Source organism: Amycolatopsis sp. DSM 110486 (assembly GCF_019468465.1).
Classification (GTDB): Bacteria; Actinomycetota; Actinomycetes; order Mycobacteriales; family Pseudonocardiaceae; genus Amycolatopsis.
In genome coordinates this window covers 2,926,857-2,939,959 of sequence record NZ_CP080519.1, presented here as the reverse complement: position 1 = coordinate 2,939,959, position 13,103 = coordinate 2,926,857, and the positions used below count along the sequence as shown (strand labels likewise).

General features: G+C 70.2%; 9 protein-coding genes, 1 tRNA gene and 1 pseudogene. 2 read left to right on the top strand and 9 right to left on the bottom strand.

All coding sequences use genetic code 11. The features are described from left to right. Nucleotides 1-52: 52 nt before the first annotated feature. From K1T34_RS14355 to K1T34_RS14340, 4 genes are all read right to left on the bottom strand, one after another. On the bottom strand, nt 53-583 hold the full coding sequence (locus K1T34_RS14355; protein WP_220244759.1) for a hypothetical protein: 531 nt from the start codon (nt 581-583) through the stop codon (nt 53-55). A gap of 152 nt (nt 584-735) precedes the next feature. Continuing rightward, the gene (gene otsB / locus K1T34_RS14350) at nt 736-3,273 is read right to left on the bottom strand and encodes a trehalose-phosphatase (RefSeq protein ID WP_220244758.1); all 2,538 of its coding nucleotides are present in this window, start codon (nt 3,271-3,273) and stop codon (nt 736-738) included. Between the two features lie 35 nt (nt 3,274-3,308). Next, entirely contained in the window at nt 3,309-4,751 is a 1,443-nt protein-coding gene (locus K1T34_RS14345) for a trehalose-6-phosphate synthase (protein WP_220244757.1), read from the bottom strand. An 83-nt stretch (nt 4,752-4,834) separates the two neighbouring features. Continuing rightward, complete coding sequence (locus K1T34_RS14340) at nt 4,835-6,340, bottom strand: threonine/serine exporter ThrE family protein (RefSeq protein ID WP_220247200.1); 1,506 nt, start codon at nt 6,338-6,340, stop codon at nt 4,835-4,837. A 515-nt stretch (nt 6,341-6,855) separates the two neighbouring features. Here K1T34_RS14340 and K1T34_RS14335 point away from each other — a divergent pair. Further along, nucleotides 6,856-7,383 (top strand): NlpC/P60 family protein, encoded by a 528-nt coding sequence (locus K1T34_RS14335; RefSeq protein WP_220244756.1) that lies wholly within the window; start codon nt 6,856-6,858, stop codon nt 7,381-7,383. A gap of 49 nt (nt 7,384-7,432) precedes the next feature. Here the strand turns inward: K1T34_RS14335 and K1T34_RS14330 are convergent. Beyond that, nucleotides 7,433-7,505 (bottom strand) — tRNA-Thr (locus K1T34_RS14330). Nucleotides 7,506-7,943: 438 nt separating this feature from the next. Here K1T34_RS14330 and K1T34_RS14325 point away from each other — a divergent pair. Continuing rightward, nucleotides 7,944-8,243, top strand: a pseudogene (locus tag K1T34_RS14325) (hypothetical protein); the annotation flags it as partial. A 125-nt stretch (nt 8,244-8,368) separates the two neighbouring features. Here K1T34_RS14325 and K1T34_RS14320 read toward each other — a convergent pair. The 4 genes from K1T34_RS14320 to K1T34_RS14305 are packed head-to-tail and all read right to left on the bottom strand — an operon-like array spanning nt 8,369 to nt 13,092. Further along, nucleotides 8,369-9,331, bottom strand: coding sequence for a cyclase family protein (locus K1T34_RS14320; RefSeq protein WP_220244754.1), 963 nt, complete (start codon nt 9,329-9,331; stop codon nt 8,369-8,371). Next, nucleotides 9,328-10,455, bottom strand: a complete 1,128-nt coding sequence (locus K1T34_RS14315) for a substrate-binding domain-containing protein (RefSeq protein ID WP_220244753.1) — start codon at nt 10,453-10,455, stop codon at nt 9,328-9,330. The genes K1T34_RS14320 and K1T34_RS14315 overlap by 4 nt, the downstream gene beginning before the upstream one ends. A gap of 28 nt (nt 10,456-10,483) precedes the next feature. Further along, nucleotides 10,484-11,563, bottom strand: a complete 1,080-nt coding sequence (locus K1T34_RS14310) for an ABC transporter permease (protein ID WP_220244752.1) — start codon at nt 11,561-11,563, stop codon at nt 10,484-10,486. Next, nucleotides 11,563-13,092: a sugar ABC transporter ATP-binding protein gene (locus K1T34_RS14305; protein WP_220244751.1), complete on the bottom strand. Its 1,530-nt coding sequence runs from the start codon at nt 13,090-13,092 to the stop codon at nt 11,563-11,565. The genes K1T34_RS14310 and K1T34_RS14305 overlap by 1 nt, the downstream gene beginning before the upstream one ends. Nucleotides 13,093-13,103 lie beyond the last annotated feature (11 nt).

Here is a 13,103-nt window from a genome sequence, read left to right as displayed (position 1 = left end):
TTGCCCGCAGAGCTCCACAGCGTTCACAGCGGCGTTCACGGAGTGACCGGAGTCACCATATCGGGTGGTCGCTGAACTTCTCCAGCGTCGTGACGGACGGGCGGACGTAGAACAGGCCTGCCGCGTAGCCGAGCAGGCCCAGAGCGAAGTTGGCGAAGGTGGCCAGCACGTCCGTCGCGCCGAAGCGGTCGTGGTCGCTCCACAGGTCCACGAGCGCCGACGCGGTGAGGGCGAGCAGGCAGGTGACGACCGTAGCCGTGAAGCAGGTGATCAGCGCCGTGCGCGCGGCTCGGGCGCGGGCGACCACGAGGTAGTCGCCCCGCAGGCAGCTGCGGCAGGCGAACACGACGATGGCCGTCATCACCACCGCGAGCGTCGGCAGCAGCAGTCCGATGACGCCGACAGGGGCGTCGGGGAGGCTGTGCCCGTGCAGCGGGCGGTTGACGAACGCCGTCACGCCGAACACGAACGCGGTGCCGGCCAGCAGCGCGATGCCGGTGACCACGGAGCCGGTGCGCACGCGGCGGGCGAAGAGCGGGGGCAGCGGGGCGTAGTCCGTGGCTTCGCCGTAGTACTGCTTCATCCCGTCACCTCCTGCACCGACCTGCGTCCGAGCGCCGAATGAACGTGCAAATGCTCGTGAAGGTCACCTTAAGGGACGGTAGGTCTCTCAAGGTGACCTTCACGGCACTTGTCACCGACCTGTGCTAACGCGGTTAGGCCGGTGACAGGTGTTCACAGCTTCTCGGCGAGCAGGTTCGCGCACCGGATGAGGCCGATGTGCGAGTACGCCTGCGGGTGGTTGCCCAGCGAACGCTCGGCGATCGGGTCGTACTGCTCCGGCAGCAGGCCCGTGGGGCCGGCCGAGGCGACGATCTGCGTGAACAGCTCCTCGGCCTCGTTGCGGCGGCCGGTGATGAGGTACGCCTCGATCAGCCACGCGGCGCAGATGTGGAACCCGCCTTCGCCGCCGGGCAGGCCGTCGTCGCGGCGGTAGCGGTACACCGTGGAACCGCTGCGCAGCTCGGCCTCGATCGCGGTCACCGTGCGCTGGAAGCGCTCGTCGGCCGGGTCGATCAGGCCGGTGAGGCCCACGAACAGCGACGCGGCATCGAGGTCGGTGCCGTCGTACGCCGTGGTGAACGCCTGGACCTCGTCGTTCCAGCCGTGTGCCAGCACGTCGGCCTTGATCTGCTCACGCAGCTCCGGCCACGCGGCCGGCACGTCGCGGCCGTACTCGTGGCCGAGCTTCACCGCGCGGTCGATCGTGACCCAGCACATCACCCGCGAGTACACCCGGTGGCGCGGCACGTGCCGCTCTTCCCAGATGCCGTGGTCCGGCTCGTTCCAGCGCCGCGTGACGGCCTCGGCCATCGCGCGCACCATCTGCCAGTCCTCGTCGCGCAGCTCGCCGCGCGCGTCGGCCAGGGTGACCACGAGCTCCACGACCGGGCCGAACACGTCGAGCTGCACCTGGTGGTTGGCCAGGTTGCCGACGCGCACGGGGCGCGAACCGGCGTATCCGGGCAGCGACTCGATCACGGCCTCAGCGCCGATCACGCTGCCGGCCAGCGTGTACAGCGGGTGCAGGCGCTCCGGACCGGCCAAAGTGGACAGCACGCCGTGGAGCCACTGCAGGTAGCCCTCGGCCTCCTCGTTGGACCCGAGGTGCACCAGCTCGCGCACGGTCATGGACGCGTCGCGGATCCAGCAGTAGCGGTAGTCCCAGTTGCGGACGCCGCCGATCTCCTCGGGCAGCGAAGACGTCGCCGCCGCCAGGACACCACCGGTGTCGGTGTTGACCAGACCGCGCAGTGTGAGCGCAGAGCGGCGCACCAGCTCGGCCTGCACCGTCGGCAGCTTGAGCTTCGCCGCCCAGTCGCTCCAGTAGCGGCCCGCGCGGTCGCGACGGTCTATTTCGGACAGTTCGTGGGCGCCGAGATCCGTGGTGCCGCAACGGAGTTCGAGCACCACAGGGTTGTCCGGTGTCGGCTGCACGAGCGCCGTGGCGGTGTCGTGCAGGCCGTCGGACGTGATGGTCCACGCCACGCCCGGCGAGCGGAGCACGAACGGCTCCGACGTGCCCAGCACCCGCAGCCCGTCGCCCTCGGCGACCAGCTTCACGGGCACACCGCCGAACTCCGGCCGCGGCGCGAACAGCACGTCCGCCGCCGTCTCGCCCGAGATCACGCGCACGATGTCCGTGCGGTGCGAAGGGCTTTCCGGCTCGAGGTAGTCGGTCACGAGCAGGCGCGACCAGCGCGTCTCGACCGTCATCGTGTTCGGCAGGTAGCGCTGGCCCAGCGGCAGGCCGTTGCGGTGCGGCTTGATCGAGAAGGCTCCCGCACCGGGGCCGCCGAGCAGGTCGGCGAACACGGCAGGCGCGTCGGGGCCGGGGTGGCACAGCCACGTGAGCTTCGCGTCCGGCGTCACGAGCGCGACGGAGCGCTCGTTGGCCAGCATCGACAGCCGCTCGATGGGCGGAGCCGACTCGCCGTAGAGCCAGTTCCGCCGTTCCTCCAGGAGGAACCCGAGAACCAGCGCGACGTCGACGGTGTCGGGCACGCGGTAGGTCGCGAGCGTCTCGCCCTCGCCCACCTTGATGCCCAGGTCGGGGCCCGACAGGCGCGCGAACGCCTTCTCGTCGGTCACGTCGTCGCCAAGGAAGATGGCGGCGGTGGCGCCCACCTGGTGGCGCAGGGTGTCGAGCGCGCGGCCCTTGTCCGTCTGGACGACCGCGAGCTCCACCACCTCCTTGCCGTCGGTGGTCGACACGCCTTCCCAGGTCGACGGGCCTTCGTGCACGTCGGCGAGCACACGGCGACCGGCCTCGTGCTCGGCTCGGCGCACGTGCACCGCGATGCTCGCGGGCTTGACCTCGAGCGACACGCCCGGCACGTCGAGCACCAGGTTCTCCAGCTCCGCCTCGAGCCGGCGGTGCAGCGCACGCGCCTTCTCGTCGAGGGCGTGGATGAACCCGATGTCGAACTCGGAGCCGTGGCTGCCCACGAGGTTCACTTCGGCGGGCAGGCGCGACAGCGTCGCCAGGTCACGCAGCGCGCGACCCGAGATGACGGCTGTGGTGGTCTCGTGCAGGCCGGCGAGAGATCTGAGTGCACCGACGGACTCCGGCAGCGGCCGGGCCTCGTCGGGGTTGGCGGTGATGGGGGCCAACGTGCCGTCGTAGTCGCAGGCGACCAGCAGGCGCGGGGTACGGGCGATCTGCACGATCGCGCGCCGTAGCTCCGCAGGCAACGCCTCGGCGGTCAACACTCCTCCTCAGGAGGTCCAGCGCGGTACGGGGGAGGTCAGTCGACCGGCTCCGCACCCAGCGCCTGCAGGAACGAGCGCGCCCACCGGTCGACGTCGTGGGTGAGGACCTGTCGACGCATGGCGCGCATCCTGCGTCGGCCCTCGGCGGGGTCGAGCGTAATAGCAGCCACCAACGCGTTCTTCACCCCGTCCAGATCATGGGGGTTGACCAGGAACGCGCTGGTCAGTTCGGCGGCCGCGCCGGCGAACTCGCTGAGCACGAGCGCGCCCCCGAGATCGTGGCGGCAGGCGACGTATTCCTTGCAGACGAGATTCATCCCGTCGCGCAGCGGCGTTACCACCATCACGTCGGCGGCGGAGAAGAAGGCGGCCAGCTCGGTGCGGTTCACGGACTGGTGCAGGTAGTGCACGACCGGGTGACCGACACGCGCGAACTCGCCGTTGATGCGGCCGACCATCTGCTCGATCTCGCCGCGCATGCGCTGGTAGTGCTCCACGCGTTCGCGGCTCGGCGTGGCCAGCTGCACGAAGGCGACGTCCTCGGGCAGCATGCGCTCCTCGTGCAGCAGCTCGTGCAGCGCCTGTAGCCGCAGGTCGATGCCCTTGGTGTAGTCGAGGCGGTCGACGCCGAGCATCACCGCCTTCGGGTTGCCGAGGTCGCGGCGGATCTGCTTGGCGCGCTCGACCACGCCCTTGCTGCGCGCGAGGGTGTCGAGGCCGGCGGCGTCGATCGAGATCGGGAACGCGCCGACGCGCACGGTGCGGTCGCCGACCTGCACCATGCCGGGCCGTGACCGCACGCCGACGGCGCCGCGCGTCGGCTCGAGGCCGACGAGCTGGCGGGCCAGCCACAGGAAGTTCTGCGCGCCGCCGGGGCGGTGGAAGCCGATGAGGTCGGCGCCGATGAGCCCGCGCACGATCTCGGCGCGCCACGGCAGCTGCATGAACAGCTCGACGGGCGGGAACGGGATGTGCAGGAAGAAGCCGATGCGCAGGTCGGGGCGCAGCTCGCGCAGCATCGTGGGCACGAGCTGCAGCTGGTAGTCCTGGATCCACACCGTCGCGCCCTGGGCCGCGACCTGGGCGCTGGCCTCGGCGAAGCGGCGGTTGACCTTCACGTAGCTGTCCCACCACGTGCGGTCGAACACCGGCGGCGCGACGACGTCGTGGTAGAGCGGCCAGAGCGTGGCGTTGGAGAAGCCTTCGTAGTAGTCACGGACCTCGGCGGAGGTGAGGGTGACGGGGTGCAGGACCAGGCCGTCGTCGTCGAACTCCTCGACGTCGACGTCGGGGACGCCGGGCCAGCCGACCCATGCGCCTTTGCGCGAGCGCAGGAACGGTTCGAGCGCCGAGACGAGCCCGCCGGGGCTCGCCGTCCAGCGCTGGCCGCCGTCCGAAGCGCGCTCCAGGTCGACGGGCAGCCGGTTGGCCACCACGACGAAATCGGCGGACGGTGCGGTCTTCTGCTCGACAGTCACTACAGCTGCTCCCTCGTCATCCGCGGGTCGCGGCCCCAGTGAAACCCTAGCGCGCGCCAGGCGACCGGCCGGTGATCAACCGCTTACTCCAGACGCCGCTCCGGCGGCTCCAGCGGTCCCGCCATCCGCGGTCCGGCGAGCTTGCGTTCGAGCCGCCCGAGCCGCATCCGGACGGGTTGCGCGAGGTATTCACCCAGGACAACGCCCGCTGCCAGCGCGAGCCCGATGGCGACGGCGGTCATCAGCGACGAGATGTTGCCGCCGGGCTCGACCCCCAATTGGTATAGACCACGATAGGTGGACAGGCCGGGCAGCAGGGGAGTGATACCGGACACGGCCACGACGAGAGGGGTGACCTGCAGCCGACGGGCGAGCAGGCCGCCGCAGAAGCCGACGAGCGTGGCCGCGATGGCCGACGAGCTCACCGCGTCGAACTGCGTGAGCATCAGCGAGCCGTAAACGAGTGCGCCGATGGCACCCGCCGCCGCGGCGACCAGCAGCGCGCGCAGCGTCGAGTAGGAGGCCAGCGCGAAGCAAGCGGCCGCGCCGGCGCCGGTGACGACCACGATAGGCAGCTGCTGAGGGGTCGAGTTGATGACCTCCGGCAGCGGCGTGCTCGGCAGGCCGAGCATCACGGCGATCTTCAGCGCCAGCACCACGCCGGTGATCAGGCCCGCGGACATCAGCGCGGTCTCCATCGTGCGGCCGGCGGCCGTGACGTTGTAGCCGGTGATCGCGTCCTGCACCGCCGAGACGGTGGACAGCCCGGACAGCAGCACCGTGACGGCCGCGGCGACCACGAGCGTCGGGCGGTCGGTGGTGAGGACGTTGCTGCTCACGATCGCCATCGCGGACAGCGTCGCGACGAGCCCGCCGACGACCTGCTGGAAGAAGAACGGCAGGTGGTAGCGGTTGAGCAGCCGGCCGAGCCGGTCGACCACCGAGGAGATCACGAACGCCACCACGGCCACGTCGGGGCCGCCGCCGAGCAGCAGCGTGATGAACGCGGCCAGCCCGCCCCACGCGATCGTGGCGACCCAGCGCGGGTACGGGTGCGGCGCGGCCGTGATGCGCTCCAGTTCCGTGTGCGCTTCCTCGGCGCCCATGTTGCCGCGGACGATCTTGCGCACGAGGATCTCGGCCTGCGTAAGCCGTGTGTAGTCGAGGCTGCGCGAACGGACCACTCGCAACGCGGTGACGGGCGCCAGGTCCGTGCCGCGGTGGCACGTGACGGTGATCGACGTGAAGATCACGTCGACCTCGCAGTGGGGCAGCCCGAGCGCGGCGGTGAGCGCGAGGATCGTGGCGGTGACGTCGGACGCACCGGCGCCGCTGGCCATCTGCACCTCGCCGATGCGCAGCGTCAGGTCGAGGACGAAGTTGACCGTCGCGTCGTCGGGCGGCTGCGGGCCCAGCGTCTCTCCGCTTTCGACGGCCGGCTGTTCCGCCGTCGGCGCCTCGAGGATGTGCCACGCGCGCCGCCGCAGGAGATTCGGCCGGTGCCGCTGGTTCGAGCTCGGCCGGGGAGGCTCCAGGATCGGCCATCGTCTGCGGTGAATCCCCTGGTCGGCGCGTTCGTTGATCTTAATGATCGATCCCACCTCCTCGTCCGTCTGGCGTCGTTCTCCTCGACGTTCCCGGGGACCATCGGCCGACGCGTCCCGACCGTTGCACTGATCCGGAAGTGGTGTGCACCACGTCTGCCCTCGATCGTCTCGCAGGGTCGTCCGGGGCGCTCGTTTTCGGCGGTTGAGCTGGGGGTTCGGGGTGGTCTGGAGCGGGTTTGCGCCGGGTGTGCCGGCCGGCGCGGGCCGTGAGCGCGGAATTCCTGGTGAAACCGGTTCCAAAATGTGCTTCACGGAATTCCGCTGACTGAATTTCGCGAGCGGCTTTTTGGGTGCATCCGCGCTGGTGGAGCGGGTTTTGACTGCCGGTAAATTGCGACTGATACCACTCGGTATTTGCACTGACCGGCAGGCAAGAATTGTTGATCTGTGCCACTGATCACTCTTTGGTGCATTCTCGTATTTCGTTTCGTAATGTGCCCGTGTTCTCACGGTTACCTGTGATTCGCTCTCCTCCCCCGAAGGAGCTCTACCCCGAAATGGCACTACACCGATTCGAAGTTCGATCCGATGCCGCGCCGTCACGCAAACGGCGCTTCGTCCGCGCCGCCCTGACGGCGACCGCACTTGCCGCCGCGATGTCGGCCACCGCCGGCCCGGTCCTCGCGAGCACCGCGTCCGCCGCGACCGCCGCCCCGGCCGCCTCCGCGTCGGCCAGCGCTCGGGTTGGCGCCTCTGCGCTCGGCCGCGCGCTGACCCAGCAGGGCAAGCCCTACGTCTGGGGCGCGGCCGGTCCGAACGCCTACGACTGCTCCGGCCTCGTCGTGTGGGCGTTCAAGCAGGTCGGCGTCGCGTTGCCGCACAGCTCGCGGCTGCAGTCCACGGCGGGCGTCGCCGTCTCCAAGGCCGCACTGCAGCCCGGTGACCTGGTGTTCTTCTACACGCCCGTGAGCCACGTCGGCATCTACGCCGGCGGCGGCATGGTCCTGCACGCCAGCCGGCCCGGAGTTCCGGTGAAGCTGTCGCCGCTGGCCTCGATGCCGTTCCACAACGCCCGCCGCGTCTGACGGGTCTCGAACTGCCCCGAGACAGATCAGCGACCTGTGGGGCGGAAGGAGCCGGCAAGGGGACTTGAACCCCTGACCTACCGCTTACAAGGCGGTTGCTCTACCAACTGAGCTATGCCGGCAGCGCCTGAACCAGGCCGCGAAAGTATATCGGTGTGGTGCCCGGCCTCCGGCCGCGGGAGCGAGCTTCCCGGGCCGGTCACCACGCGCCGCGGCGCTCGCAGGTCCACGTCCCCCGGGCCTCGAGCACGCGGGTCAGTTGTTCACGTCGGCCTCGGCCGGGTTCGAAAACTTGGCCGAGGCCGACGTGATTCTGGGTCCTCGCAGTTGTCGAAAGCGGGGGTTCCCGTTTTCCCGCGAGCCCGAGAAGTGAGCCGGGCCACACCGCAATGGTGAGAGCCGGCTGTTGCTTGACCGCGTCCGGGATATTCCCCGCGGCGCGGTGAACCGGTAGAAAACGATGCCCGTCAGCCATGTTCACGTGTACGAACGTGTCTAGCACCGTTGCCGGAACCGGTTTGCCGTCATCCCCTCGTTTCGGGGGAAAAGGTGGCCTCACGGTGAGCAACCCACTCGTCGTACCGACGCAAAATTCGACGAAGGCCTATTCGGGCATCTCGCTGCTGGAGTCGGCGAATGGTCTGTCCTCGGCGATCGAGTCGGGTGACTGGGCGTCGGTCGCGATGGGGGCGGTGGCGACCGCGCTCGACGCGTTGTCAGTGGCGATGGACCCGTTCGGCGCGGCTCTGGCGGCCGGTGTCGGGTGGTTGCTGGAGCACGTGGGCCCGCTCAAGGAGGCGCTCAACGGGCTGACCGGCAACCCGGACCAGATCAAAGCGCAGTCGGAGACCCTGGGGAACGGCTTGAACTGGCAGCCGATGCCCCTGCGCGGCAGCGCGAACGCGGAAGCCGGCCCGAGTTCCGCCGGAGCCGCCGGGGCCGGCTGAGCCGGTCTTGGGCAGCGGGCGGCACCCGCCCGCTGCCCCTACTTGACCACGATCGGGTTCACCGGAGAACCCGTCCCGCCCACCACCTTCAGCGGTGCCGCCGCGTAGAGGAAGTCCCACTGGCCGTCGGCGCGGCAGTCGGCGACCAGTGCGCGCAGGTCGCAGATCTCGGTGAACACCAGGCCGAGGTTGCGCATCAGTGCACAGTGGACGAGCAACGTGGTGCCGTTGCGCGGGTCGATGAGCACCTCGTTGCCGATCGTGTCGGTGGCGAGGTTGGCGATCTCCATGGTCTGGAACCACTCGGCCAGCTCAGGGGTGTAGACCAATCCCGGTTCCTGATAGGACTCGCCGAAGAACTCCTCCCGTGGCACGGAGTAGAAGAACTCCAGCCAGCCCGTGTTGATCAGCAGCACGTCGTGCGGCCGGATCTCCACGCCCTGCGCGGCGGCCGCGGCGGCGAGGTCCTCGTGGGTGAAGGTCTCGTCGCGGTCCAGGTGGCGTTTGCCGCGGAACCCGGCCATGTCCACGAGCACCCCGCGGCCGACGACGCCGCGTTCGGCGATCGGCAGCACGCTCGCCTTGCGCAGGCCGCCGATCGTGGTCGCGGCGTCGTAGCCGTTGTAAAGCGTGTCGTCGTACCAGACGTGGCCGAGCGCGTCGTACTGCGTCGAGCCCTGCAGGTGGCTCACGACGACGTCGTCCGCGTACCGCGCGCCGCCGGGCAGGTCCGGTGGTTCGGGGGCGTACCAGGAACCCTGGTCCTGCACCATGTACCGCCGCGGCGCCGCCCGCGCGGGCGAGGACGGGTCGCCGTGCTCGTGGAACATCGGCGTCTGCAACGTGAACACCCGGCCCTGGCGGACCGTCCCGAGCCCGGCGAGCACCTCCGCCGGGCCGAGGTGGTTGAGGGTGCCCACCTCGTCGTCCTCGCCCCAGCGGCCCCAGTTCCGTGGCGCACCCGCGAGCAGGTGCGCCACGGCCGGGACCTCGTCCGTCACGCCTTGCCCCACAGCGCGGCGTACTGCTTGTCGTAGTCGGCGACGATCGGGAACAGCTCGCTGCCGGCCTCGGTGGGGTAGTTGTCCTTGGTGACGACCCACATCGGTGGGTGGATGGTCGGCACCGCGACGCCGGCGAACTTGCGGGCCATGCTGTCGACGATCGCCCACATGTCGCCGTAGAGGTCGTACGGGATCGCGCCGGCCTCGGTGCCGTTCTTCAGGTAGCCCAGCGAAGCGCCGTACGGGGCCTGGCCGAAGACCTTGACGTCGTCGAGGCCCGCGGCCTTCAGCGCCGCGGGCAGACCGACGCCTGCCGCGTCGTCGGCGAGGACCACGAACTTGGTCTTCGGGTGGCTGCGCAGGTAGGACACCATGCGGTTGGGCGCGTCCTTGCCCAGCGACGTCAGCGGCAGGTCGATCGAGTCGAACGTGCAGCCGGGGCACAGGGTCTTGAGGTTGGTCTGCAGGCCGGACTTGATCGAGCTGAGGATCTTGAAGTCGGGGATGTTCGCGTACAGCACCGAAGCGCTGTCGCCGCCGTTGACCACGGCCCACGCGGCGTCGATCTTGCCCTTGGGCGAGTTGTCGTCCGGGGTGTCGATCACGTAGGTGATGCCGTCGCCCACCGGGTCGAGCTGGCAGCACGCGCCGGTGATCGCACCCTGCGACTGCAGCTGCCCGAGCTGCGAGCGGATCACGGACTTGTCGATCGCGTTGTAGATGACCCCGTCGACCTTCTGGCGCAGGATCGTGTCGAACGCGTTCTGGAAGCCCTGCGGGGTGCCGTTGGTGTTGATCGTGGTGAGCGACCAGCCCAGCAGGTCCGTCGCCTTCTTGATCACCTCGCCCTGCAGCACGCACTCGGGCAGCCCGCAGCTGACGAACGCGATCTTCTTGCCCGCGGGTACGGGTTTGCCGATCGGGTCGGTGACCTGGATCTTGGTCGGCCGCTGCGACGCGGCGGCGAGGATCTGCTTGGCCTGCGTGAGATCGGCCTTCGCACCGCTGGTGCCGGCCGACGCGCCGGCGCCGCCCGAACCGCAGGCCGAGACCAGTCCGGCGACGGCGAGCGCCGCGGCCATGAGCGCGAACATCTTGCCGCGCAAGGGTTTTCCGAGCATGAACGACTCCTTTGTCGACGGGGAAAGCTCAGGAAACGGGCTCGGTGGTACGGCGTAGGCGGCGTTTGATGCCGCGCAGCGTGCCGCGCTGCTTGCCGGTGACCGCGAGCGCGGCGATCAGCACGATGCCGGTGAAGGTGTTGGACGCCCAGGTGGCGGCGCCGGCCAGCGCCAGTCCGGTGTCGCCGGTGCCCAGCAGCACCACGGCGAGCACCGTGCCGCCCGCGTTGAAGCGGCCCTCCTTGAACTGCGTCGCGCCGAGGAACACCGCGGCGAACGCCGGCAGCAGGTACGGCGTGCCGGACGCGGGGTCGCCCGAACCGACCGACGAGCCCAGCACGATCCCGGTGAACCCGGCGATCAGCGCTCCCGCGACGAGCGAAAGGAACCGCAGCCGGAAGGTCGGCACGCCGGCGAGCCGCGCGGCGCGCTCGTTGAAGCCGGTCGCGTACAACCGGCGGCCGGTCACGGTGTGCTCCTGGACGTGCCAGATCACGGCCGCGAGCACGATCGCGTAGACCACGGGGATCGTGATCCCGGCCCAGCTCGCCTGCGCGATGTGCGCGTAGCCCGGTGCGGTGAGTTTGTCGTCGTTGATCGGCGAATCACCGGTGATGAACGTGTTGGCCGCCTGGATCAGCGAGCCGGTGCCGAGCGTGCCGATCAGCGAGTCGATCTTGAGCACCACCACCACGAACGCGTTGACCAGGCCCACCACGAGCGCCACGAGCATCGCGACGACGATCGCGCCGCCGAGCCCCATGCCCGCGTGCACCACCAGGTACGCGGTGGTCACGCCGGTCAGCGACATCGTGTACGCGAACGAAAGGTCGAACACCCCCGCCGAAAGCGGCACCACGAGCGCGAGCGCGGCCATGGCGGTGATCGAGTAGTTGTCCACGACCTGTTTCACGGTCGCCCCGGCGAAGAACACCCCGCCGAGCTTCACGGTGAACAGCACGATCGCGAGGACCAGCAGGTACACCGCGCCGATCCGCTTGAAGCTCAGGTAGTGGGCCACGTTGCGGCCGTGGTGCGGCGCGGCCGGGAGCGCGCCGTCCGCGGTGCTCGGCGGCGCGTCCGGTTCGGTGGTCGGCAGTCTGCTCATCACGGGGCGGCGATTCCTTCCATTGCGAGGACGAGGGCCTTCTCGGTGATCGCCGTCCCGGCGAGCTCACCCACCACGGCGCCCCGGTCGAAGACCAGCACGCGGCTGCACAGGCCGAGCAGGTCGCCGACGTCGGTCGACGACACGATCACGCTGAGCCCTTGCGCGACGCGTTCATTGATCAGCGCGTACAGCGCGCGCCGGGTGCCGATGTCGACGCCGGCGGTCGGTTCGCACAGCAGCAGGATCGCCGGTTCCTGCGCGAGACAGCGCCCCACGAGCACCTTCTGCTGGTTGCCGCCCGAGAGCGTGGTGATGGCGGAGTCCCGGCTTTCCGACTTCACCCGCAGCCGCCCGATCCAGTCGTCGGTCACGCGGGATTCGCGTCGGCGTCCGAGGACGCCCGCGGAGGCGATGCGCGGCACGATCGACAGCGTCAGGTTCTCCCGCACGGAAAACTCGCCGATGATCCCCTCGGCCCCGCGGTCGGCCGGGACCAGCGAGCAGCTCGGCACACCACCGCGGCCGAGCCGGTTCCACCCGCTCTCGTCCGACGTCCGGTATTCGCCGGCGACGGGGTACTGCAGGGCCCCGGCGAGCGCGTAGGGCAGCTCGTCGCGACCGGACCCGGGCAGCCCCGCGAGGCCGAGCACCTCGCCGGCCCGCAGCCGCAGCGCGGCCCCGGTGAGGTATCGGCCGGACAGCCCGCGCACTTCGAGCACATCCGGCACCTCGGGCGCCGGTGCGGCGGCGGGTGTGACGTTGTGGGAGACCTCGTCGCCGAGCATCAGCTCCACCAGACCCGGCCGGTCGAGCCCCGCGACGTCGCGGGTGGCGACGCGCCGGCCGCCGCGGAACACGGTGACCCGGTCGCAGATCTCGAACATCTCGTCCAGCCGGTGGGTCACGTAGAGCACGCTCGCGCCTTGGCGGCGGACCTCCTCGACGATCTCGAAGAGCCGGTGCGCCTCGTTCGGCGGCAGCACCGCCGTCGGCTCGTCGAGCACCAGCAGGGCCGGGCCGGTCTCCCAGCCCTGCAACGCGGCCGCGATCGCGACCCCGGTCCGCTCGATCGGGGTCGTCTCGGACAACGGGGCCCGCACGTCGAGCTCGATCCCGAGGCGCGCGATCAGCTCGCGCGCCTCGGCCTCCTGCCGGTCCCACCGGATCGTCCGCAGCCGCGTGCGGGCGAAGCCGGACCGCAGTGCGAGGTTCTCCACGGCGTTGAGCTGCAGAACCAGGCCGAGATCCTGGTGCACGAACCGCATCCGCGGGTGCCGCGCGCCGCCGGCCGACGCCGTGAGGTCGAGCTCGTCGCCGTCGAGCCACGCACGGGCGCCGCAGCCGGGATCGGCGTCCTGGAACCCGGCGAGGGTCTTGATCAGCGTCGACTTGCCCGATCCGTTGTGCCCGGCGAGACCGTGGATCTCGCCGCGGCCCACGTCGAGGTCGACCTCGCGAAGCGCCCTGGTGCCGCCGAAGGTCTTCGACAGGTCGCGCACGGCGAGCAGAGTGTCCGATGTGGTCATGACGCGTCCGG